Consider the following 20,328-nt stretch of genomic DNA (forward strand, 5'->3'; position numbering starts at 1 on the left):
CCGCGCATCGGGTCAGTCACCTGATGCGGCGGTGAGTTTTTTTTGTGCCATCTGCCCGACGGGGCCATTCAGGAGTTGATTCACAGCGATGCAGACCATCAAACGGGCTTTGATCAGCGTTTCCGACAAGACCGGGGTGGCCGATCTGGCCCGCAGTCTTCATAGTCATGGCATCCAGCTGCTCTCCACCGGGGGCACGGCGCGTCTACTGCGCGATGAAGGCCTGCCCGTCACGGACGTTTCCGAAGTGACCGGTTTCCCCGAGATCATGGGCGGCCGGGTCAAGACCCTGCACCCGAAGATCCATGGCGGATTGCTGGGGCGCAAGGGCCAGGATGAAGCGGTGATGGCCGAGCACGGCATCGAAGGTATTGATCTGCTGGTGGTCAATCTCTATCCCTTTGAGCGCACGGTGGCCAATCCCGATTGCACCCTGAAGGATGCCATCGAGAACATCGACATCGGCGGGCCGGCCATGATCCGCGCCGCCGCCAAGAATCATGACCGGGTCAGCGTGGTGGTGGATGTCAGCGACTATGACGCCCTGCTGCGGGAACTGGAGCAGAACAACGGCGCCGTCAGCGAGGAGACCCGTTTCCGCCTGGCCATCCAGGCCTTCGGCTACACCGCCCGTTACGATACCGCCGTCAATGCCGCCCTCAGCCGATTTCAGGAGGGCGATCGGGCACCGCGCTTCCCGGCCCAGTACACCACCAGTTTCCGCAAGGTCGCCGACATGCGCTACGGCGAGAACCCCCATCAGTCCGCCGCCTTCTACGCGGATCTGCGGGCACCGGCCGGTACGGTGACCACGGCCGTGCAGCATCAGGGCAAACCCCTGTCCTTCAATAACGTGGCCGATGCCGACGCCGCCCTGGAATGCGTCAAGAGCTTCAAGCGCCCGGCCTGCGTCATCGTCAAGCACGCCAACCCCTGTGGCGTGGCCGAGGCCGACAGCCTCGGAACGGCCTATGACGCCGCCTTCGCCACCGATGCCACCTCCGCTTTCGGTGGCATCATCGCCTTCAACCGGGAAGTGGATGAAGCCACGGCACGGCTGGTGGTGGATCGCCAGTTCCTGGAAGTCATGATCGCCCCCGGCTTCAGCCGCGAAGCCCTGTCCGTGCTCGCGGAGAAGAAGAATGTCCGCGTCCTGGCCACCGGCGAATGGCCCGAGGCGGCGCATCCGCAGCATGAATTCAAGCGCGTGGCCGGCGGCCTGCTGATCCAGGATCGGGACATCCAGATCGTCAGCGAGGATGCCCTCACCTTCCCCAGCAAGCGCCAGCCCACCGAACAGGAACTCACCGACCTGATGTTCGCCTGGCGGGTGGCCCGCTTCGTGAAGTCCAACGCCATCGTCTATGCCGCCGGTGGCCGCACCCTGGGTGTGGGCGCCGGCCAGATGAGCCGCGTGGACAGCGCCCGCATCGGCGCCATCAAGGCCGAACACGCCGGCCTGTCGCTGGAAGGCGCGGCCATGGCCTCGGATGCCTTCTTCCCCTTCCGCGACGGCATCGACGCCGCCGCCGAACGCGGCGTCAAGGCCGTTATCCAGCCCGGCGGCTCCATGCGCGACGAAGAAGTCATCGCCGCCGCCAACGAACACGGCATCGCCATGGTCTTCACCGGCATGCGGCACTTCCGTCATTAATGGTGGATAAGTTCAAAGGATTTAGCCGCGAAATGAACGCAAAATGAACGCAAAATAAAAAGGCAATAACAGCCACAGATAAACACAGATGGACACAGATTGTTTTAACAAGTGCAGGAAAGCGCACTGGTTGTGACAGTCAGACCGTCAGTTCTTGCCGACGCCAGACCTTCACCATCCGTGTTCATCCGTGTTCATCTGTGTTCATCTGTGGCTATTGAATGTTCTTACATTTCGCGTTCATTTTGCGTGCATTTCGCGGCCAAATGTTTTCCTTCCCTGAGTGGACGAAGTCGGAGTGATGAAAATGAAGGTACTGGTCGTTGGTGGTGGTGGTCGGGAGCATGCCCTGGCCTGGAAGCTGGATCATTCCGCTGAGGTGGATCAGGTCTTCGTGGCGCCGGGCAATGCGGGCACGGCGCGGGAACCGCGTATCACGAACCTGCCCATCGCCGCCGATGACATCGAAGCCCTGCTGGAGTTTGCCCTCAAGGAAGTCATTGACCTGACCATCGTCGGCCCCGAGGCGCCGCTGGTGGCGGGCATCGTGGATCGCTTCCGTGAGAACCGCCTGCGCTGTTTCGGCCCCAACCGGGCCGCTGCCCAGCTGGAAGGCTCCAAGGCCTTCTCCAAGCGCTTCATGGCCCGCCACGGCATTCCCACCGCCGAGTACGCCACCTTCACCAAGCCCGATGAAGCCGAGGCCTGGATTCGCGAACGTGGCGCGCCCATCGTGGTCAAGGCCGATGGTCTGGCCGCCGGCAAGGGCGTGGTGGTGGCCCAGAGCGTGGACGAAGCCGTGGCCGCCGTGCACGACATGCTGGAAGGCAATGCCTTCGGTGATGCCGGCCATCGCGTGGTGGTGGAAGAGTTCCTGCAGGGCGAAGAGGCTTCCTTCATCGTCATGGCCGATGGCGTGCATGCCCTGCCCCTGGCCACCTCGCAGGATCACAAGGCCCGCGACGACGGCGACACCGGCCCCAACACCGGTGGCATGGGCGCGGTCTCCCCGGCCCCCGTGGTCACCCCGGAAATCGAACGCCGCATCATGGATGAAGTCATCCGCCCCACCATCGACGGCATGGCGGCTGACGGCAATCCCTACACCGGCTTTCTCTACGCCGGGCTGATGATCGGCAAGGACGGCACACCCAAGGTGTTGGAATACAACTGCCGCTTCGGCGACCCGGAAACCCAGCCGGTGATGATGCGCCTGCGCTCCGACCTGGCTCGTCTCTGCCTGGAGGCCCTGGACGGCGACCTCAAGGACGTGGAAGCCCGCTGGGACGATCGCGCCGCCATCGGCGTGGTCCTGGCCGCTGGCGGCTACCCGGCCGACTACCGCAAGGGCGATGCCATCCAGGGCCTGCCCGAGCGCGAAGATGGCGTCACCAAGGTCTTCCACGCCGGCACGAAGGAAGACAATGGCCAGGTGGTCACCAGCGGCGGCCGCGTCCTCTGCGCCACCGCCCTGGGCGAAACCATCGAACAGGCCCGTGACCACGCCTACAAGCTGGCGGACAGCATCAAGTGGGATGGGGTGTATTACCGCCGGGATATCGGGCATCGGGCGATCGCCCATGAGGCGAAGGGTTGATTCAACACCAAACCCGATCCACGGCACCGTAGGAGCGGATTTATCCGCGATTGCAATTGCTGCCTTGGCACAGCGACCTGCTATGCCCCCCTGTAGGCGCGGATTCATCCGCGCCTACAGGGGGTTTCGTCAGATGGTCGTGCCATCGGATGGATTGAAATCGCGGCGGACGCCGCTCCCACAGGCACGGTTTCGATCAACGCCCCCCACTCAGCACTCAGTACTCAATCTCCCGGACATACCAAGCGGCGAAAAACACCTCCCAATTCCGCCCGCCATCCATGCTGTATTCCCAGAGCTGATGGATCTCGCCCAGTTCGAATAGCAGTTCATAGGCGATGCGGTGGAGGATTTCGCCGTCCTCGGTGGATTGGGTGCCGGTGAAGACCATGTTGCCGTCTTCCGGCTGGCCGCTGAGGTTGAGTACCAGGCCGTCGCTGTCCGACCACACCAAGCGCCAGCGGCCGTCGCTGACGGTGAACAGGGCCTCGCCTTCCAGGCCATCCTGACCCTCCCAGCGCTCCCGCAGGGCACAGCCACCGGCCCCTTCCCGAATCTCGCTGTAACCCAGGATATTCCCCTGCCCGTCCACCACCTCCCAGTTACCGGGCAGGTAGTCCATCACCGTCGTCACCTCCCCCCGACAGGCCAGGGCCGAGGCGGGCAGGAGAACGATCAGGAGCATTAGCGCGGCAAGCGGAAATCTCATGGGACGGGGCTCCGAAGATGGTGAGTGAAGAAGTGAACAGTGAACAGTTCCCAGTGAACAGTTGGCCGTGCCTGGTGAAGGGCCTACTGTTTTCTGAGAACTATTTGCCAGCTGCTTGCAGGAGCAGGCACGGCCTCGCCGAAGCGGCACGACATTTCCGTCGGCACGGCCAACTGTTCACTGGGAACTGCTCACTGTTCACTAACAAAAAAGGGGCCTTTCGGCCCCTTTTTTGTTACTTCTTCATCATCATGAAGAATTCCTTGTTGGTCTTCGTGTTCTTCATCTTGTCGATGAGGAACTCGATGGCCTGGACTTCATCCATGGGATGGAGCAGCTTGCGCAGGATCCACATGTGCTGGAGTTCTTCCGGCGAGACCATCAATTCTTCGCGGCGGGTGCCGGAGCGGTTGATGTCGATGGCCGGGAAGATGCGCTTCTCGGCAATGCGCCGATCCAGGTGCAGTTCCATGTTGCCGGTGCCCTTGAACTCTTCATAGATGACGTCATCCATGCGCGAGCCGGTTTCCACCAGGGCCGTGGCGATGATGGTCAGGCTGCCGCCTTCCTCGATGTTGCGGGCGGCGCCGAAGAAGCGCTTGGGCCGCTGCAGGGCGTTGGCGTCCACACCACCGGTGAGCACCTTGCCCGAGGACGGCACCACGGTGTTGTAGGCGCGGGCCAGACGGGTGATGGAATCCAGCAGGATGACCACATCCTTCTTGTGCTCCACCAGGCGCTTGGCCTTCTCGATCACCATCTCGGCCACCTGCACGTGGCGGCTGGCCGGCTCGTCGAAGGTGGAAGACACCACTTCACCCCGCACTGAACGGCTCATTTCCGTCACCTCTTCCGGGCGCTCGTCAATGAGCAGGACGATGAGATTGGCGTCCGGATTGTTGTTGGTGATGGACTGGGCAATGTTCTGCAGGATCATGGTCTTGCCCGCCTTGGGCGGGGAGACGATCAGACCGCGCTGACCCTTGCCGATGGGCGAGGCCATGTCGATGATGCGGGCCGTTATGTCCTCGGTGCTGCCATTGCCCTGCTCCATGAGCAGGCGATCCTTGGCGAACAGGGGCGTGAGGTTTTCGAACAGAACCTTGTTCTTGGACGCCTCGGGCTTGTCGAAATTGATCTCCTGCACCTTGAGCAGGGCGAAGTAGCGCTCGCTCTCCTTGGGCGGACGAATCCGGCCGGCAATGGTGTCGCCGGTGCGCAGATTGAAGCGCCGTATCTGGCTGGGGGAGACATAAATGTCATCGGGGCCGGCCATGTAGGAGCTGTCGGCGGAGCGCAGGAAGCCGAAGCCGTCCTGCAGGATCTCCAGCACCCCATCGCCGTAGATCTCTTCCCCGTTCTTGGCGTGCGCCTTGAGGATGGCAAAGATCACATCCTGCTTGCGGCTGCGCGCCATCCCCTCCAGGCCCATTTTCTGGGCGATGTCGATCAGTTCCTGGGCGGTTTTCTGTTTCAGTTCTGTCAGGTTCATTTTTTGTCTTCGGATTGGGAAACGGGTCACGGGAAGCGCCGGTGCCCCGGCGCGTGACCCCATTTCACTTACAGGTTGGTGTCAATGAAAGCGGTGAGCTGCGACTTGGACATGGCACCCACTTTCTGGGCTTCCACGCTGCCGTTCTTGAACAGCATCAGGGTGGGAATGCCACGAATGCCGTACTTCGGCGGCGTCTTCGGGTTTTCGTCGATGTTGAGCTTGACGATCTTGAGCTTGCCGCTGTATTCGCCGGCCAGCTCGTCCAGCACGGGGGCGATCATCTTGCAGGGCCCGCACCACTCGGCCCAGTAGTCCACCAGTACCGGCAGGTCGGATTCCAGGACGTCGTCCTGAAAACTGTCGTCGGATGTATACACGATGTCATTACTCACGATATTTTGCCTCCAGTCAATCGCAGGGATAAGGAATTCGGGATTCGCTGATGCGGACACGCACGGATGCAGACTGTATGGATTTGATCTGACTCAGATGGATTTGAACAAACCGGAGCAGCCGCCGAGACCGGAATCATTCCGGATTGCGCGCATGACGCGGTTTTCTGGCGCATGTGACGCGCTTCGCGACATGAGGCACAATAATGGCGCCCGATGGCAACCGCCGGGCTTCCGCAAGAACTTGGGTGTGCTGAAATACTCGCGGGACGCGAGCTTTCGCTGAGTATATGACCCTATTGGAGCCCATTCGCGGAAAGATTTCAAGCCTTTCGACCCGCTGGCCGCGCAAAGCGCCGCGGGCCATCTCAACTGCTGGATAGCGCAAATACATGGAAACACATCTGAGCGACACCCGATTCGACAGTCTGGAACTGGCCGAACCCCTGCGCCAGGCCCTCAACGAGGCCGGCTACACCCACTGCACCCCCATCCAGGAAAAGACCCTGCCCCTGGCCCTGCAGGGCCGCGACGTGGCCGGCCAGGCCCAGACCGGCACCGGCAAGACCGCCGCCTTCCTGCTGGCCCTGTTCCATCGCCTGCTGACCCGGCCGGCCGCGGAGGATCGCCGCCCCAACCAGCCCCGCGCCCTGGTACTGGCCCCCACCCGCGAGCTGGCGGTGCAGATCCACAAGGACGCCGAGCAGCTGGGCAAGCACACCGGCCTGAAACTGGGCCTGGTCTACGGTGGCGCCGGCTACGAGCAGCAGCGCCAGCAACTGGAAGACGGCGTGGACGTGCTCATCGGCACTCCCGGGCGCCTGATCGACTACTTCAAGCAGCGCGTGTTCGACCTGCGCGCCGCCCAGGTGGCGGTGCTGGACGAAGCCGACCGCATGTTCGACATGGGCTTCATCAAGGACATCCGCTTCATCCTGCGCAAGCTGCCCCACCCGGAAAAGCGCCTCAACATGCTGTTCTCCGCCACCCTCTCCTACCGGGTGATGGAGCTGGCCTACGAACACATGAACAACCCGGAATCGGTCAAGGTGGATGCCGATCAGGTGACCGCCGACCGGGTGCGCCAGATGGTCTACATGCCGGCCTCGGAAGAGAAGGTGCGCCTGCTGGTGGGCCTGCTGCGGCGGATCGACCCCAGCCGCACCATGATCTTCGTGAACATGAAGCGCACCGCCGAGGAGCTGGTGGCCTGGCTCAAGGGCAATGACTACCAGGCCGAGGTGCTGTCCGGCGACGTGCCCCAGCGCAAGCGCCTGTCCCTGCTCAAGCAATTCGAGACCGGCGAGCTGCCCATCCTGATCACCACCGACGTGGCCGCCCGCGGCCTGCACATCCCCGATGTCAGCCACGTCATCAACTACGACCTGCCCGAGGATCCGGAGGATTACGTCCACCGCATCGGGCGCACGGCCCGGGCCGGCGCCGAGGGCGATGCCATCAGCTTCGCCTGCGACACCTACGCCATGGCCCTGCCGGACATCGAGGCCTACATCGAGCAGCAGCTGCCCAAGGAAGTCCAGCACGATGAACTGCTGGTGGAGCTCAAGCCCCAGGCCGAGGTGAAGCGTCGCCCCGGCGGGCCGCGCAAGAAGGGCGGCGGCAAGGGCGGCCCGCGCGGGGGCCAGCGTGGCAGCAACCGCGGCGGTCGCGGTGGCGGTCGGCGACCGGGTGGCAACCGCTCCGGCGGCGGTGGCCGGCCCGGTGGCGGCAACCGGGGCGGTGGGGGCAATGAAGGCTGATTGCCCGCACAGCGCACTCTGGCAGGCCACCGACACCGTCCTGCTGGACATGGACGGCACCCTGCTGGATCTGGCCTTCGACAACCGCTTCTGGCTGGAGCGGGTTCCGGCCCGCTACGCCGAACTCCAGGGCCTGGCCTTCGATCAGGCCCTCGCCCAGCTCAAGGCCCGCATGGCCGCCGTCAGCGGCCAGTTGCAGTGGTACTGCCTGGATTACTGGAGCCAGACCCTGGGCTTTGACCTGGAGGCAATGAAGCGGGCCCACCAGCAGGAGATCCGCTACCTGCCCGGCGTGCGCGACTATCTTGGCCATCTCAAGCAAAGCGGCCGCCATGTGGCCATCGCCACCAATGCCCACCCGGACGTACTGCGCATCAAACTCGCCCAGACCGGTCTGGGCGAACTGGTGGACGCCACCCACAGCGCCCATGATCTGGGCGCCGCCAAGGAACAGGCCGCCTTCTGGCAGGCCCTGGAACGCCGCGTCGGCTTCCACCCCGAACGTACCCTGTTCGTGGACGACTCTCTCCCCGTCCTCGCCTCTGCCCGCGACCACGGCATCGCCCACCTGCGCGCCATCGCCCGCCCCGCCAGCGACCAGCCACCACGCCCCATCGACGATTTCCCCGCCGTCGAGGCGCTGCCGGATCTTGGTCCGGTGCCGCTGCGGGATTGACGGGTAAACATTGGAACCACCGAAGACGCCGAACACACCGAAGAAAGGCGCCTGTGCCGATGAAGGGCCCGGGTGCTTACCGGCTCGCTGTGGGAGCGGCGTCCGCCGCGACTGAGGCTTCGGTTACCCCCATCGCGGCGGACGCCGCTCCCACAGGGATGGGTGCCCCACCCAACACATTCTTAATTCCTCTTCGTGTCTTTCTGCCTTTCTTCGGTGTATTCGGCGTCTTCGGCGGTTCCAATGTTTTCAAAGGTGCTCCGAAAGAAACCGCTCCAGCCCGTCCATGTAATGCCGGCGGCTGTCCATGAAGGCGGTGTTGTGGCCTCCGCGCAGGATCAGCAGGTCCTTGGGGCCGGCGGCGGCTTCGTACACGGCCTCGCCATGGGAGAAGGGAATGATCTCGTCGTCGCGGCTGTGGATCACCAGGATGGGCACGTCCAGCTCGCGCACATGGGCTTCATTGTCGAAGTCCATGCGCGCCAGCCAGCGGGCCGGCAGGAAGGGATAGACGTCCTGGGCCATGCGCGGTACGGAGCGGAAGGGTGATTCCAGGATCAGGACCCCCGGACGATGTTCCAGGGCCAGTTCCGAAGCCACCGCCGAACCCAGTGAACGGCCGAACAGCACGATCCGCTCCGCCTCGATGCCACGTTCTTCCCACACATGCCGCCAGGCCGCCCGGGCGTCCTGGCGCAGCCCCGCTTCCGACGGCCGCCCCTCGCTCTGCCCGTAGCCGCGATAATCGATGATCAGCACGCTCAGATCGAGCGCGCGGAAAATGGCCAGGGATTCCAGGCGGTGGGAGATATTGCCGGCATTGCCATGGAAGAAGATCAGCGTGCCCCGGGCCGCCGGCTGCGGCAGCCACCAGCCGTGGATGCGGGTGCCATCCTCCGTCTCCAGGTTCACCGATTCGTATTCCCAGCCCCGGTCGGCGGGCGAGGCCTGCAGCTCGCGGGTGGGCATATTGGGCAGATACAGCAGACGATCCTGCATCAGCCAGACCACGGCCACGATGACGGTGTAGATGATGACGGCGTAAACCAGCAGTCTCAGCATGACAGCCCCGAACACGTTAAGATGGAAAGACACCCTGCAGGCGGGCCACCCCGGCTCCCCGGAGGTCAGCACCATGCCCTGGAAATTCCTGCTCCCCGCCTTGCTGGCCGGCCTGCTTTTCAGTGAAACCGCCCAGGCCAGCTTTCGCTGCGACGGCAGCATCGTCAAACGCGGCGACCGGGCCTTCGAGGTGCGCCAGCGCTGCGGCGAGCCGGATGCCCTGGTGCCGCTGCACACAGTGTATACGGTGCGTTACGGCCACGTGCCCACCCGCGAGGAGTGGCAGTACAACTTCGGCCCCCACCGCCTGATGCGCTTTCTGGTGTTCCAGAACGGGCGCCTGAGCCAGATCCGTACCGGCAGTCACGGCTTCCACGGCCAGCCCCGCCAATGCCGGCCCATCCATATCGAGCCGGGCATGTCGCAGATGGAGTTGATGGCCCGCTGCGGTGAGCCCATGGCCAGGGAGCTTCGCATCACCCAGAGCAGCTATCGCCTGGACCCGAAAGGACGTCATTACCGCCGCGGCCTGCCGGCCGAGGACTGGATTTACGACTTCGGCAGCAACCAGTTCATCCGCATCGTCACGCTGATCAACGGCCGGGTGGTGAATGTGGAACGCAGCTCCAGCCGTGGCGGCAGCAGCTGACGCTCAGAGGTTGGCCGCCAGGCGACGGCGGCGCCAGTTCCAGGCGGCCGCCAGCATCACCAGCATCAGACCCAGCCAGACCACCGGCCCCTGCAGGGGCTCGGGCAGCAGGGACACCGAACTCACCGCCGTGAAACCCAGCAGCAGATAACCCGGCGCCCACACACCGATGGAAAGCATGTTGGCGAAATAGAAGCGGCGCGGCGGCATGCGCACCATGCCGGCCACGGCGGGCATCAGGGGCCGCAGGGGCTTGGTGAAGCGGGCAAGAAAGAGGCTGCGGCTGCCGTAGCGGCGGAAGAACAGGCGACCACGGCTGATCAGGTCCGGGCGGCGGGAGAAAGGCCACAGACTGCTGATGCGATCCCGGTAATGGCGCCCGAACCAGTAATTCATGCTGGCCCCGATGAAGGCGCCACTGAGTGCCGCGATCAGCACCGGCAGGGGCTGCAGGGCCTCCACGGCAATCAGCCCGCCGGCCATGATGAGCAGCAGAACCGCCGGAATGAACCAGCCGATCAGAAGCAGGGATTCAAGCAGAAGCAGCAGGAAAATAACCAGAGACGCCAGGATGTAATGGGTGCGCATCCATTGCCCCAGTTCCGCAACCAGAAACTCCATCATGCCGGCCAGCCCTTCCTTTCCTGCGACCCGGCATTGTAATCTCTTTGTCACGTACGCGCACCCGCGCGACCGTTTACCCTGAAAGCTTGCTGGAAGGAGATGTCATGAAACTCCGTTATTCCCTTTATTTGCTGCCCGCCGTGGCCCTGGGCCTGGCGGCCTGCGAATCCGAACCCCCGGCCACGGACGAAGACATGGTCCCGGCCGAACGCACCGAGACCAACCCACAGGATCAGTGGTGGGACAACATGATGGCGCTGTGCGGCAACGCCTACGCCGGCGAAATGGTCCAGTACGACGAGGAAGCCGACCAGGGCTGGCTCAATGTCGACGTGATCATGCACGTGCGCGAGTGCAGCGAGAGCGAGATTCGCATTCCCCTGCACGTGGGCGAGAACCGCTCCCGCACCTGGATTCTGACCCGCAGCGACGACGCCATCACCCTCAAGCACGACCACCGCTACCCCGATGGCAGCGCCGAGGCCCTGCACATGTATGGCGGCACCACGGTGGATCAGGGCAGTGCCCATGTTCAGCAGTTCCCCGTCGGCGAGTTCTCCCAGGAACTGTTCCACGAGGAAGGCATTCCGGATTCCGCCCAGAACACCTGGCGCATGGAAGTCTATCCGGGTGATCGCTTCACCTACGGCCTGAGCCGTTTCAACCGCGAGTTCCAGGGCGACTTCGACCTGACGAACCCGGTGGATGCCCCGCCCCCGCCGTGGGTGGTGCAGCCGGAAGAAGAAGCCGACGATAACGGCTACTGACCCGGAAGGCGGGCCGCATCGGCGGCCCGCCCCCAATTGCCTCGACTGAGTCCCCTGCCATGAAACAGGCCGCACGACTGACCGCCCCCGCCCTGCTGCTCGTCTCGGCCCTGCTGGCCTGCGCCGGTGCCGACAACGACCCCGACAATGGTTCCGAGCAAAGGCAGCCACAAGCGGGGCTGGCCGTCATTGAACTCACGGTGGGCGGCCAGGACATCACCGCGGAATTGGCCGACACCCACGACAGCCGCCAGACCGGCCTGATGCACCGGGAAGCACTCCCGGAGCACCACGGCATGCTGTTCGTCTATCCCCGCGCCTTCCGCCTGTCCTTCTGGATGAAGAACACTCCCCTGCCCCTGGACATCGCCTTCATCGACCGCAGCGGCTTCATCGTCGATATCCAGTCCATGGAGCCCCACAGCACCCGCAGTCACCAGGCACCCGTTCCCATTCCCTATGCCCTGGAAATGAATCAGGGCTGGTTCGAAGCCAACGACGTCAGCGTCGGCGACCGCGTCACCGGCCTGCCCTCACCCCTGACAGCGGAATAGCTTTACGCGTGAATCGGAAGGTGGCCTCGATCGAAGCCGTGCCTGCCGTTGTGGGAGAGGCTTTAGCCTCGATCATTGCCATCCGAGGGCACCTATCGAGGCTAAAGCCTCTCCCACAGCAGCTGGTTGCTGCCGTTAGTGGATGCGGTGCCACCGCCGGCCCCTCCGACCAGCCCCCACTCAGCACTCAGCACTCAGCACTCAGAACTCAGAACTCACGCAGACACAAAAAAACCCCGCCAGCCGAAAGCTGACGGGGTCTTCAAACCCGCACAAATTCGCGAAGAATTACTTGATCTTCGCTTCCTTGTACATCACGTGCTTGCGAACCACCGGATCGTACTTCTTGAACTCAAGCTTGTTCGGGGTGTTCCGCTTGTTCTTGTAGGTGGTATAGAAGTGGCCGGTTTTGGCGCTGGATACCAATTTGATTTTTTCGCGCATGACCGCCTCCTCAGACCTTTTCGCCGCGGGCACGCAGGTCAGCGATGACCGCGTCGATGCCCTTCTTGTCGATGATACGCATGCCCTTGGTGGAGACCTTCAGGCGCACGAAGCGCTGCTCGCTCTCCAGCCAGAAACGGTGGGTATGCAGATTGGGCAGGAACCGACGGCGACGCTTGTTGTTAGCGTGGGAGACGGTGTTCCCGGTGGCCGGCCGCTTGCCCGTGACCTGGCAGACTCTGGACATTTTCGGTTCCTCTCGATTCGTTCCGTCCCGGCCCCGGCATGTCTCACCGGATCTCGGGTGTAGCTGGCGCGGGCCGGACCTGGCCGTCCCGACGCGGAAAAGCCGCACTTTATACCAGATACACCCCTGCCCCGCAAGCTTTGGGGGTGAATCTGCCCCGGCTCAGGCTACCTCTGTGGGAGAGGCTTTAGCCTCGACAGGTGCCCTCGGATGGCAATGATCGAGGCTGAAGCCTCTCCCACAACCCCGGCTTCGATCAACGCCCCCCTCGATTCACGTTTCACGATTCACGCAAATTCAAGCGTCCAGATCCGGAATCATCTGGCTGCGCAGGCGGGCAATGCAGTCCTTCAACTGAAGCTTGCGCTTCTTCAGGCGGCGCAGGCGCAGATGATCCACGCTCTGCGCGGTTTCCAGAGCCTGAATGGCGTCGTCCAGATCGCGGTGCTCTATCGTCAGTCCTTCGATGCGGGCCTTGAGGGCCTCGATCTCTGCATCATCCAGCACTGCCGGCTCCTCCCGAAATGCGTGTTTCCCAGACGGTTCGTGTACCCGATGGCAGGGTCGGCAAACGCCCCGGCACCGGCTGCCAGCGCGTGGGGGCATGAAAATCCGATCCCATGGAAGCCAGCAAATCATACTCCTCCGCCCGCGCCAGGCAATGGCGCAGACGATCACCGTCCATGATGCCGGAGCGCACCTCCATGGCCTGCCCGCCGGCCTCGGCGAAATCCGCCAGCAGGGCGCGCAGCTTGGTGGAGGTCAGGCGGTACTTCAGGGGATGCGCCAGCACCGCCACCCCGCCGGCCTGGCGAATCCAGTCAATGGCCTCGCTCATGGGCGGCCACTGAAAGCCCACTGCCGCCGGCTTGCCGCGGCCGAGCCAGCGGCGAAAGGCGGTGGGCATGTCCGGCACATGGCCGGTCTCCACCAGCCAGCGGGCGAAATGGGGCCGGGTCAGGGTGGCGCCACTGGCCAGGCGGCGGGCGCCATCCAGCGCCCCCGGCATGCGGTTCTGCTCCAGGCGATGGGCGATGCGCTCGGCCCGCTGCTCGCGGCGGGCGGCCTGTTCGGCCAGCGCGGCGGTGAGGATCGGGCTCTGCTCGTCCACCCACAGGCCCACCACATGAATTTCCTGGCGCCGCCACTGGCAGGAGAGCTCCAGCCCCGGCACCAGCTCCACGCCATGATCCTCCGCCGCCGCCCGTGCCTCGGGCAGCCCGGCCAGGGTGTCGTGGTCGGTCAGCGCCAGGCGGCGCACACCCGCCTCGGCCGCCAGCGCCACCAGCTCGGCCGGCGCCAGGCGCCCGTCCGAGGCCGTGCTGTGGGTATGAAGGTCGGTATCGCTGTGCATGGTTCATCGTTCCTCGCGAATCGCCAGTGTATCAGCCGCCCCCGCCCGTCGCTGCAGCCACGGCGCCCTAGCCCGTATAATGAGCCATTGATCACGCGCGCGGAGACACCCATGGCGGTGGAAATCTACAAGACATTCTGGCTGGAGGCCGCCCATCGCCTGCCCAATGTGCCGGAAGGGCACAAATGCGCCCGCCTGCACGGCCACTCCTTTCGGGTGGATATCCACGTCAGCGGAGAGCCGGGCGAGCACAGCGGCTGGGTGATGGATTTCGGCGACATCAAGGCCGCCTTCAAGCCCCTGTACCGGCAGTTGGACCATCATTACCTGAACGAAGTCCCCGGCCTGGAAAACCCCACCAGCGAGAACCTCGCCATCTGGATCTGGGAACGGCTCAAGCCGGATCTCCCGGAGTTGAGCGCGGTGACGGTGGCGGAGACGTGTACCTCGGCGTGTATTTACCGCGGACCGAACTAAAGGAAGTGCTGAGTGCTGAGTGCTGAGTGGTGGGTGCCAAACGGATGTGGGAGAGGCTTTAGCCTCGATCATTGCCATCCGAGGGCACCTGTCGAGGCTAAAGCCTCTCCCACAATCGGTGCCGACTCAGCACTCAGCACTCAGCACTCAGAACTCAGCACTCAGCACTCAGAACCAAGGACCCCATGAACAACGACTTCCTCGAACCCCTCACCGCCATTGCCCGTGATGCCGGCAAGGCCATCCTCGCCGTCTACGACACCGACTTCGACGTGGAGCAGAAAGACGACGACAGCCCCGTCACCCGGGCGGACATGGCCGCGCATCGCCTGATCGTGGAGCGCCTGGCGGAGCTCACCCCCGGCCTGCCCATTCTCTCGGAAGAGGCGGCGGACATTGACTGGGAAGAGCGTCGGCGCTGGCAGAGTTACTGGCTGGTGGACCCGCTCGACGGCACCAAGGAGTTCGTCAAGCGCAACGGCGAGTTCACCGTCAACATCGCCCTGATCAATGACGGCGTGGCCCAGGTGGGCGTGGTGCATGTCCCCGTCACGGGCGTGACCTATCTTGGCTGCCTGGGCGTGGGCGCCTATCGCCAGGAGGGCGACGGGGATCCGCAGCCCATCCAGACCACCCGCCCCCCGGCCCAGCCCATGCGCCTGATGAGCAGCCGCTCCCACGGCAGCGACGCGGTGGGCAACATGGCCAGGCGCATCGGTGACTGCGACATCGTCACCGCCGGCAGCTCACTCAAGTTCTGCCGCATCGCCGAAGGCGAAGCCGACATCTACCCCCGCTTCGGCCCCACCAGCGAATGGGACACCGCCGCGGCCCAGGCGGTGCTGGAAGCCGCCGGCGGCTGCGTGATTGATCTGGAGGGCAAACCCTTTCGCTACAACCGGAAGGCGGAGCTGCTGAACGGGCATTTCATTGCCGCCGGGGATCCGGCTGTGAACTGGATCGGCTACCTCGACTGAACCCTTGTGGGAGAGGCTTTAGCCTCGATAGCTGCCTTCGGAGGGCAATGATCGAGGCTAAAGCCTCTCCCACAAAAATGGCACAAAAAAACCGGGGCGACATCGCCCCGGTTTCACAAACATCACATCACTTCAGATCAATCCACACCCAGCATGCCATCCCGCAGATTGTTATCCGCCGGGTTCTCACCCAGGAAGATGCGCAGCACCGCCACGTGGAAATCGGTGTTCTCGATCACACCCTTTTCCTCGCCATTGATGGTGACGATGGTGCCGCGCTCGGGGTCGAAATCGATGTCGATGCGGTCACCCTGGGTGGGCGGTTCGAAGAAGCTCTTGAAGGCCTCGATCTCACCGGAAAAGGCTTCACGCTCCTCGGCCGGGGTGTTGTTCTCGAAACCATCGTCCAGGGCACCGCGCATGCGGCTGATGGACACATCCCGGATGAAGTGCAGGGCAATGCGGTTGGTCTCATTGCGGCTGACGATCTCCGACAGGCTGCTCATGGGCTCGGTCAGATACAGGGCACCCACATAGAAATTGCGGAAGAAGGCACGACGGATGCCGGTGCCGTTCAGGCCCAGCTCCGTACCGCCCACCGTCACGTGGGCCGGAATGCCGATGCCCTCAACCATCACTTCACGATCCGCCTCGGTGGCGGGCACGGCCTCCTGGGCCATCACGGAAGCGGAAAAGGTCAGCGCGGCCAGCAGGCCGAGCAGGGAAAAATTCTTCATGGAATCACCTCTCGAACAAGGGTTTTGGTACGGTTCATAATAAACACAGTCGCCGGGGCTAAAACAGCCCCCTGTTGAGGCACAATGCGCGCGCCCGCCAGGCACCGGGCTCCGAACACTCAAGCCAAGCATTGCACGGGAGGCAACAGCATGGCGGATTCCCAGCAACAGGCAAGTCTGCAGTCGCTCGACATCAACCTCAATCTCAACATCCGCGGCCTGAGCCAGTCGGCCACCCTGGCCATCAACCAGGCCAGCCGCGACCTGGCCGCCCAGGGCCGGCGGGTCTACCGCCTGGGCCTGGGCCAGTCCCCCTTCCCCGTCCCGGAGGTGGTCACCGAGGCCCTGCGCCAGCACGCGCCCGAGAAGGACTACCTGCCCGTGGAGGGCCTCAAGGCCCTGCGCCAGGCGGTGGCGGACTACCACAACCGCCATGACGGCGTGGACCGGGACGCCAGCAGCATCCTCATCGGCCCCGGTTCCAAGGAGCTGATGTTCATCGTCCAGCTCACCTACTACGGCGATCTGGTCATCCCCACGCCCAGCTGGGTCAGCTACGCGCCCCAGGCCCACATCATCGGCCGCCAGATCCGCTGGGTGCCCACCCGGGCCGAGAACGACTGGCGCCTGATGCCCGAGGAGCTCGACCGGGTCTGTCGCAACGACCCCTCGCGCCCGCGCATCATCATCCTTAACTACCCCTCCAACCCCACCGGGGACACCTACACCCTGGACGAGTTGAAGGAACTGGCCGAGGTGGCTCGCAAATACCGCGTGGTGCTGCTCTCCGACGAGATCTACGGCGAACTGCACCACGAGGGCGAGCATGTATCCATCGCCCGCTTCTACCCGGAAGGCACCATTATCAGCGCCGGCCTCTCCAAGTGGTGCGGGGCCGGCGGCTGGCGCCTGGGCACCTTCAGTTTCCCGCGCAGCCTGCGCTGGCTGCAGGACGCCATGGCCGTGGTGGCCAGCGAGACCTTCACCTCCACCAGCGCCCCCATTCAGTACGCCGCCATCAAGGCCTTCGAGGGCGGCCCGGAGATCGAAAAATACCTGGACGACTCACGCTGGGTGCTGCGCCACCTGGGCCGCCACCTGTGGCAGCGCCTGAGCGACATGGGCCTGCAGGTCACCCGCCCCGCCGGGGGTTTCTACCTCTTCCCGGATTTCTCCCCCTTCCGCCAGGCCCTGGCGGCCAAGGGCATCGAAGACAGCGAAACCCTCTGCCAGCGCCTGCTGGACGAAAGCGGCGTGGCCCTGCTGCCGGGGGCGGCCTTCGGGCGGCCCGTGGAAGAGCTCACCACCCGCCTGGCCTACGTGGATTTCGACGGCGACCGCGCCCTGGCCTCCCTGGCCGAAGGCCAGCCCGGCGAGGACCAGGCCGAGGGCTTCCTGCGCGAGCACTGCGAGCGCATGCTGGAATCCATGGATGCCATCGAAAACTGGCTCAAGGCCACGACAGACGCTGTGCGTTGATATAATAGGGGTGTCGGGGCCAGCGTCCGCCGGGCCGGCCCCGACACCGGAATCAACCAACAACGGAGAGGTCACCGATCCCAATTGACTCCGCAACCGCACGCCCTGGACATCAATCTTGAACCCGCCGACAACCGTCGGCTCGCCAATCTCTGCGGACAGTTCGACGAACACCTGCGTCAGGTGGAGCGACGCCTGGGCGTGGAGATCAACAACCGCGGCAACCATTTCCGCGTCATCGGCGACGCCGGCCCGGTGCAAGCCGCCAGCGAACTGCTGAAATCCCTCTACGCCACCACCAGCGAGCAGGAGCTGGATCCGCAGAGCATTCACCTGCGCCTGCAGGATTCGGAGCTCGAGGCCCTGGTGGATGAGCGCGAGGCCCCCGGGGCGGACGTGGCCGTGCACACCAAGCGCGGCGTGATCCGGGGCCGCGGCCCGGCCCAGCAGCGCTACCTGCTCGACATGCAGCGCTCCGATCTCAGCTTCGGCATCGGCCCGGCCGGCACCGGCAAGACCTATCTCGCCGTGGCCAGCGCCGTGGACGCCCTGGAGCGCGACGAAGTGCGCCGCCTGATCCTGGTGCGCCCGGCGGTGGAAGCCGGCGAGCGCCTCGGCTTTTTGCCCGGCGACATGGCCCAGAAGGTGGACCCCTACCTGCGCCCCATGTACGACGCCCTCTATGAAATGATGGGCTTCGAGCGGGTGGGCCGCCTGATCGAACGGCATGTGATCGAAGTCGCCCCCCTGGCCTTCATGCGCGGGCGCACCCTGAACGAATCCTTCATCATCCTTGACGAGGCCCAGAACACCTCGGTGGAACAGATGAAGATGTTCCTGACCCGCATCGGCTTTGGCTCGCGCGCCGTGGTCACGGGTGACGTCACCCAGATCGACCTGCCGCGCAACCAGAAATCCGGCCTGCGCCACGCCGTGGAAGTCCTCAAGGACATCCCCGATGTCAGCTTCACCTTCTTCACCGCCAAGGACGTGGTCCGCCACCCCCTGGTGCAGAAGATCGTCAGCGCCTACGAACAGCACAGCGACAGTGCAAGAGAAGACTGACATGAGCACGGAAGCCCCCCAGCCCCACGACGACGAACCTCCGCCTCCAGGCCTGAGCCTGGATGTGGACTACGCCTGCCCGAGCGAGGGCCTGCCCGGCGAGGACGACTTCCGCCACTGGGCAGAAACCGCCCTCGCCCTGGCCCTCGAATCAGACGACGACCGCCCGCAAACCCTGGAAGTGGCCCTGCGCCTGGTCGAGGCGGAGGAAAGCCGCGCCCTGAATCACCAGTGGCGCGATCGCGACCGCCCCACCAATGTCCTGTCCTTCCCCGGCGAGCACCTCCCCGGCCTGCCCTGGCGCCACCTGGGCGACCTGGTGATCTGTGCCAGCGTGGTGGCCCGGGAAGCCGCCGAGCAGAACAAGCAGGAAGCGGCCCACTGGGCCCACATGCTGATCCACGGCCTGCTCCATCTGCTCGGCCACGACCACCAGCAGGACGAGGAAGCCGAGATCATGGAAGACCTGGAACGCCGCATCCTGGCCGAACTGGGCTTTCCGAATCCCTACGAAGAAACACGCCAAAAGCACACACGGCAGTCATGAGCGACGACAAGCAAACCGACAACGACAGTAACGGCATCAAGGGCCTGTTCGGCCGCATCGGCCAGGCCTTCTCCGGGGAACCCCGCGATCGGGTTGAACTGGTGGACGTGCTGCGCGAGGCCCAGCGCCGGGAACTGTTCGACGTGGACGCCCAGGCCATGCTGGAAGGCGTGTTGGAAGTGTCGGAAATGCAGGTGCGCGACATCATGGTCCCGCGCGGCCAGATGGTGGTCATTCGCCGCGACGACAGCCTGGAAGAAGTGCTCAAGACCGTCATCGAATCCGGCCACAGCCGCTTCCCCGTCATCGGCGAAAACCGCGACGAAGTCACCGGCGTGGTCCTGGCCAAGGATCTGCTGCGCTACTTCGCCGAAGGCCAGGTGGGCGGCTTCAACGTGCGCGAATACATCCGCCCCGCCAGCTTCATCCCCGAAAGCAAACGCCTCAACGTCCTGCTCTCGGACTTCCGCAACAGCCGCAACCACATGGCCCTGGTGGTGGACGAATACGGCGGCGTCTCGGGCCTGGTCACCATTGAAGACGTGCTGGAACAGATCGTCGGCGACATCGACGACGAAACCGACACCCAGGACGACGAAGGCGACCTCACCCGCCACAGCGACACCCGCTTCACCGTGCGCGCCCTCATGCCCGTGGAAGACTTCAACGAAGCCCTGGGCTGCGAATTCAGCGACGAAGAATTCGACACCATCGGCGGCCTCGTCACCCACGCCTTCGGCCACCTGCCAAAACGCGGCGAAACCACCGCCATGAACGGCTACCGCTTCCGCGTATTACGCGCCGACAGCCGAAGGATTCATCTGCTGGAGGTGATTACGCCGAAGGCGGTAAGGCCGAAAAGCGATAACGACGATTAACGGCGCTGGCGAGGAACCAGCGCCGTCATCGTTTCTGCCTTTTGCGACTGACCGAGGCCTTTACCGTCAACGATTAAGCAAGAAGAGCAATATCAGCAATATTCCCGGTAGGTAAAATAAGAATCGGGCGAACACCAACCAATCCTTATCATCAAGAATCTTCTGGAAAAAGGTTCCGGGAGAT

The 20,328-nt window shown here is 64.1% G+C and carries 23 protein-coding genes; 13 read left to right on the forward strand and 10 right to left on the reverse strand.

The window, feature by feature from the left end; genetic code table 11:
* Positions 1–88: 88 nt before the first annotated feature.
* Together purH and purD are read left to right on the forward strand one after the other, a co-directional pair.
* On the forward strand, positions 89–1,654 hold the full coding sequence (purH, locus tag RBH19_RS07150) for a bifunctional phosphoribosylaminoimidazolecarboxamide formyltransferase/IMP cyclohydrolase (protein WP_306728141.1): 1,566 nt from the start codon (positions 89–91) through the stop codon (positions 1,652–1,654).
* A 307-nt stretch (positions 1,655–1,961) separates the two neighbouring features.
* The gene (gene purD, locus RBH19_RS07155; RefSeq protein ID WP_306728142.1) at positions 1,962–3,251 is read left to right on the forward strand and encodes a phosphoribosylamine--glycine ligase; all 1,290 of its coding nucleotides are present in this window, start codon (positions 1,962–1,964) and stop codon (positions 3,249–3,251) included.
* A gap of 217 nt (positions 3,252–3,468) precedes the next feature.
* Here purD and RBH19_RS07160 read toward each other — a convergent pair whose 3' ends face one another.
* The 3 genes from RBH19_RS07160 to trxA all read right to left on the reverse strand — a co-directional run bounded on the left by RBH19_RS07160 (position 3,469) and on the right by trxA (position 5,847).
* Positions 3,469–3,960, reverse strand: coding sequence for a hypothetical protein (locus RBH19_RS07160; RefSeq protein WP_306728143.1), 492 nt, complete (start codon positions 3,958–3,960; stop codon positions 3,469–3,471).
* Between the two features lie 235 nt (positions 3,961–4,195).
* Entirely contained in the window at positions 4,196–5,452 is a 1,257-nt protein-coding gene (gene rho, locus RBH19_RS07165) for a transcription termination factor Rho (protein ID WP_306728144.1), read from the reverse strand.
* Positions 5,453–5,520: 68 nt separating this feature from the next.
* Complete coding sequence (trxA, locus tag RBH19_RS07170; protein ID WP_306728145.1) at positions 5,521–5,847, reverse strand: thioredoxin TrxA; 327 nt, start codon at positions 5,845–5,847, stop codon at positions 5,521–5,523.
* 392 nt (positions 5,848–6,239) lie between these two features.
* Here trxA and rhlB point away from each other — a divergent pair, with 392 nt between their 5' ends.
* Positions 6,240–7,607 carry an ATP-dependent RNA helicase RhlB gene (gene rhlB, locus RBH19_RS07175; RefSeq protein ID WP_306728146.1) on the forward strand — a complete coding sequence of 456 codons (1,368 nt, stop codon included), beginning with the start codon at positions 6,240–6,242 and terminating at the stop codon, positions 7,605–7,607.
* Positions 7,597–8,283, forward strand: a complete 687-nt coding sequence (gene yrfG / locus RBH19_RS07180; protein ID WP_306728147.1) for a GMP/IMP nucleotidase — start codon at positions 7,597–7,599, stop codon at positions 8,281–8,283. Before rhlB ends, yrfG begins: the two co-directional genes overlap by 11 nt.
* A gap of 249 nt (positions 8,284–8,532) precedes the next feature.
* Here the strand turns inward: yrfG and RBH19_RS07185 are convergent, their stop codons facing one another.
* Positions 8,533–9,345, reverse strand: a complete 813-nt coding sequence (locus RBH19_RS07185; RefSeq protein WP_306728148.1) for an alpha/beta hydrolase — start codon at positions 9,343–9,345, stop codon at positions 8,533–8,535.
* On the opposite strand from RBH19_RS07185, the gene RBH19_RS07190 reads away from it, so the two are divergent.
* The gene (locus tag RBH19_RS07190; protein ID WP_306728149.1) at positions 9,344–9,994 is read left to right on the forward strand and encodes a DUF2845 domain-containing protein; all 651 of its coding nucleotides are present in this window, start codon (positions 9,344–9,346) and stop codon (positions 9,992–9,994) included. The two genes, RBH19_RS07185 and RBH19_RS07190, sit on opposite strands and share 2 nt — an antisense overlap.
* A 3-nt stretch (positions 9,995–9,997) precedes the next feature.
* Here RBH19_RS07190 and RBH19_RS07195 read toward each other — a convergent pair whose 3' ends face one another.
* Positions 9,998–10,618 carry a DedA family protein gene (locus tag RBH19_RS07195; RefSeq protein ID WP_306728150.1) on the reverse strand — a complete coding sequence of 207 codons (621 nt, stop codon included), beginning with the start codon at positions 10,616–10,618 and terminating at the stop codon, positions 9,998–10,000.
* A 104-nt stretch (positions 10,619–10,722) separates the two neighbouring features.
* On the opposite strand from RBH19_RS07195, the gene RBH19_RS07200 reads away from it, so the two are divergent.
* Together RBH19_RS07200 and RBH19_RS07205 are read left to right on the forward strand one after the other, a co-directional pair.
* Complete coding sequence (locus tag RBH19_RS07200) at positions 10,723–11,385, forward strand: hypothetical protein (protein WP_306728151.1); 663 nt, start codon at positions 10,723–10,725, stop codon at positions 11,383–11,385.
* A gap of 59 nt (positions 11,386–11,444) precedes the next feature.
* Complete coding sequence (locus RBH19_RS07205) at positions 11,445–11,939, forward strand: DUF192 domain-containing protein (protein ID WP_306728152.1); 495 nt, start codon at positions 11,445–11,447, stop codon at positions 11,937–11,939.
* Between the two features lie 288 nt (positions 11,940–12,227).
* Here RBH19_RS07205 and rpmG read toward each other — a convergent pair whose 3' ends face one another.
* The 4 genes from rpmG to RBH19_RS07225 all read right to left on the reverse strand — a co-directional run bounded on the left by rpmG (position 12,228) and on the right by RBH19_RS07225 (position 13,984).
* The gene (gene rpmG, locus RBH19_RS07210; RefSeq protein WP_306728153.1) at positions 12,228–12,383 is read right to left on the reverse strand and encodes a 50S ribosomal protein L33; all 156 of its coding nucleotides are present in this window, start codon (positions 12,381–12,383) and stop codon (positions 12,228–12,230) included.
* Between the two features lie 10 nt (positions 12,384–12,393).
* Complete coding sequence (gene rpmB / locus RBH19_RS07215; protein WP_306728154.1) at positions 12,394–12,630, reverse strand: 50S ribosomal protein L28; 237 nt, start codon at positions 12,628–12,630, stop codon at positions 12,394–12,396.
* Between the two features lie 297 nt (positions 12,631–12,927).
* Positions 12,928–13,137 (reverse strand): DUF465 domain-containing protein, encoded by a 210-nt coding sequence (locus RBH19_RS07220; protein WP_306728155.1) that lies wholly within the window; start codon positions 13,135–13,137, stop codon positions 12,928–12,930.
* Positions 13,127–13,984, reverse strand: a complete 858-nt coding sequence (locus RBH19_RS07225) for a PHP domain-containing protein (RefSeq protein WP_306728156.1) — start codon at positions 13,982–13,984, stop codon at positions 13,127–13,129. The genes RBH19_RS07220 and RBH19_RS07225 overlap by 11 nt, the downstream gene beginning before the upstream one ends.
* A 117-nt stretch (positions 13,985–14,101) precedes the next feature.
* Between RBH19_RS07225 and queD the strand changes: the two genes are divergently transcribed.
* Positions 14,102–14,461 (forward strand): 6-carboxytetrahydropterin synthase QueD, encoded by a 360-nt coding sequence (queD, locus tag RBH19_RS07230; RefSeq protein ID WP_445353967.1) that lies wholly within the window; start codon positions 14,102–14,104, stop codon positions 14,459–14,461.
* Between the two features lie 185 nt (positions 14,462–14,646).
* The gene (cysQ, locus tag RBH19_RS07235; protein WP_306728158.1) at positions 14,647–15,438 is read left to right on the forward strand and encodes a 3'(2'),5'-bisphosphate nucleotidase CysQ; all 792 of its coding nucleotides are present in this window, start codon (positions 14,647–14,649) and stop codon (positions 15,436–15,438) included.
* A 137-nt stretch (positions 15,439–15,575) separates the two neighbouring features.
* Here cysQ and RBH19_RS07240 read toward each other — a convergent pair whose 3' ends face one another.
* On the reverse strand, positions 15,576–16,175 hold the full coding sequence (locus RBH19_RS07240) for a chalcone isomerase family protein (RefSeq protein WP_306728159.1): 600 nt from the start codon (positions 16,173–16,175) through the stop codon (positions 15,576–15,578).
* A gap of 150 nt (positions 16,176–16,325) precedes the next feature.
* On the opposite strand from RBH19_RS07240, the gene RBH19_RS07245 reads away from it, so the two are divergent.
* From RBH19_RS07245 to RBH19_RS07260, 4 genes are all read left to right on the forward strand, one after another.
* Positions 16,326–17,654 carry a pyridoxal phosphate-dependent aminotransferase gene (locus RBH19_RS07245; RefSeq protein ID WP_306728160.1) on the forward strand — a complete coding sequence of 443 codons (1,329 nt, stop codon included), beginning with the start codon at positions 16,326–16,328 and terminating at the stop codon, positions 17,652–17,654.
* An 84-nt stretch (positions 17,655–17,738) separates the two neighbouring features.
* Positions 17,739–18,719 (forward strand): PhoH family protein, encoded by a 981-nt coding sequence (locus RBH19_RS07250; protein ID WP_306728161.1) that lies wholly within the window; start codon positions 17,739–17,741, stop codon positions 18,717–18,719.
* Position 18,720: 1 nt separating this feature from the next.
* The gene (gene ybeY / locus RBH19_RS07255) at positions 18,721–19,266 is read left to right on the forward strand and encodes an rRNA maturation RNase YbeY (RefSeq protein ID WP_306728162.1); all 546 of its coding nucleotides are present in this window, start codon (positions 18,721–18,723) and stop codon (positions 19,264–19,266) included.
* Positions 19,263–20,144 (forward strand): CorC family transporter, encoded by an 882-nt coding sequence (locus RBH19_RS07260; protein WP_306728163.1) that lies wholly within the window; start codon positions 19,263–19,265, stop codon positions 20,142–20,144. The genes ybeY and RBH19_RS07260 overlap by 4 nt, the downstream gene beginning before the upstream one ends.
* Positions 20,145–20,328 lie beyond the last annotated feature (184 nt).

The sequence above is a fragment of the Natronospira bacteriovora genome, from assembly GCF_030848495.1.
GTDB classification, from domain to species: Bacteria; Pseudomonadota; Gammaproteobacteria; order Natronospirales; family Natronospiraceae; genus Natronospira; species Natronospira bacteriovora.

Coding starts and splice junctions, on each gene's coding strand:
- RBH19_RS07200 (WP_306728151.1), top strand. CDS start 10,723: ATGAAACTCCGTTATTCCCTTTATTTGCTGCCCGCCGTGGCCCTGGGC.
- RBH19_RS07260 (WP_306728163.1), top strand. CDS start 19,263: ATGAGCGACGACAAGCAAACCGACAACGACAGTAACGGCATCAAGGGC.
- RBH19_RS07185 (WP_306728148.1), bottom strand. CDS start 9,345: ATGCTGAGACTGCTGGTTTACGCCGTCATCATCTACACCGTCATCGTG.
- rpmG (WP_306728153.1), bottom strand. CDS start 12,383: ATGCGCGAAAAAATCAAATTGGTATCCAGCGCCAAAACCGGCCACTTC.
- RBH19_RS07225 (WP_306728156.1), bottom strand. CDS start 13,984: ATGCACAGCGATACCGACCTTCATACCCACAGCACGGCCTCGGACGGG.
- RBH19_RS07195 (WP_306728150.1), bottom strand. CDS start 10,618: ATGATGGAGTTTCTGGTTGCGGAACTGGGGCAATGGATGCGCACCCAT.
- yrfG (WP_306728147.1), top strand. CDS start 7,597: ATGAAGGCTGATTGCCCGCACAGCGCACTCTGGCAGGCCACCGACACC.
- purH (WP_306728141.1), top strand. CDS start 89: ATGCAGACCATCAAACGGGCTTTGATCAGCGTTTCCGACAAGACCGGG.
- RBH19_RS07160 (WP_306728143.1), bottom strand. CDS start 3,960: ATGAGATTTCCGCTTGCCGCGCTAATGCTCCTGATCGTTCTCCTGCCC.
- RBH19_RS07245 (WP_306728160.1), top strand. CDS start 16,326: ATGGCGGATTCCCAGCAACAGGCAAGTCTGCAGTCGCTCGACATCAAC.
- rho (WP_306728144.1), bottom strand. CDS start 5,452: ATGAACCTGACAGAACTGAAACAGAAAACCGCCCAGGAACTGATCGAC.
- cysQ (WP_306728158.1), top strand. CDS start 14,647: ATGAACAACGACTTCCTCGAACCCCTCACCGCCATTGCCCGTGATGCC.
- purD (WP_306728142.1), top strand. CDS start 1,962: ATGAAGGTACTGGTCGTTGGTGGTGGTGGTCGGGAGCATGCCCTGGCC.
- RBH19_RS07240 (WP_306728159.1), bottom strand. CDS start 16,175: ATGAAGAATTTTTCCCTGCTCGGCCTGCTGGCCGCGCTGACCTTTTCC.
- RBH19_RS07190 (WP_306728149.1), top strand. CDS start 9,344: ATGACAGCCCCGAACACGTTAAGATGGAAAGACACCCTGCAGGCGGGC.
- rhlB (WP_306728146.1), top strand. CDS start 6,240: ATGGAAACACATCTGAGCGACACCCGATTCGACAGTCTGGAACTGGCC.
- ybeY (WP_306728162.1), top strand. CDS start 18,721: ATGAGCACGGAAGCCCCCCAGCCCCACGACGACGAACCTCCGCCTCCA.
- rpmB (WP_306728154.1), bottom strand. CDS start 12,630: ATGTCCAGAGTCTGCCAGGTCACGGGCAAGCGGCCGGCCACCGGGAAC.
- RBH19_RS07205 (WP_306728152.1), top strand. CDS start 11,445: ATGAAACAGGCCGCACGACTGACCGCCCCCGCCCTGCTGCTCGTCTCG.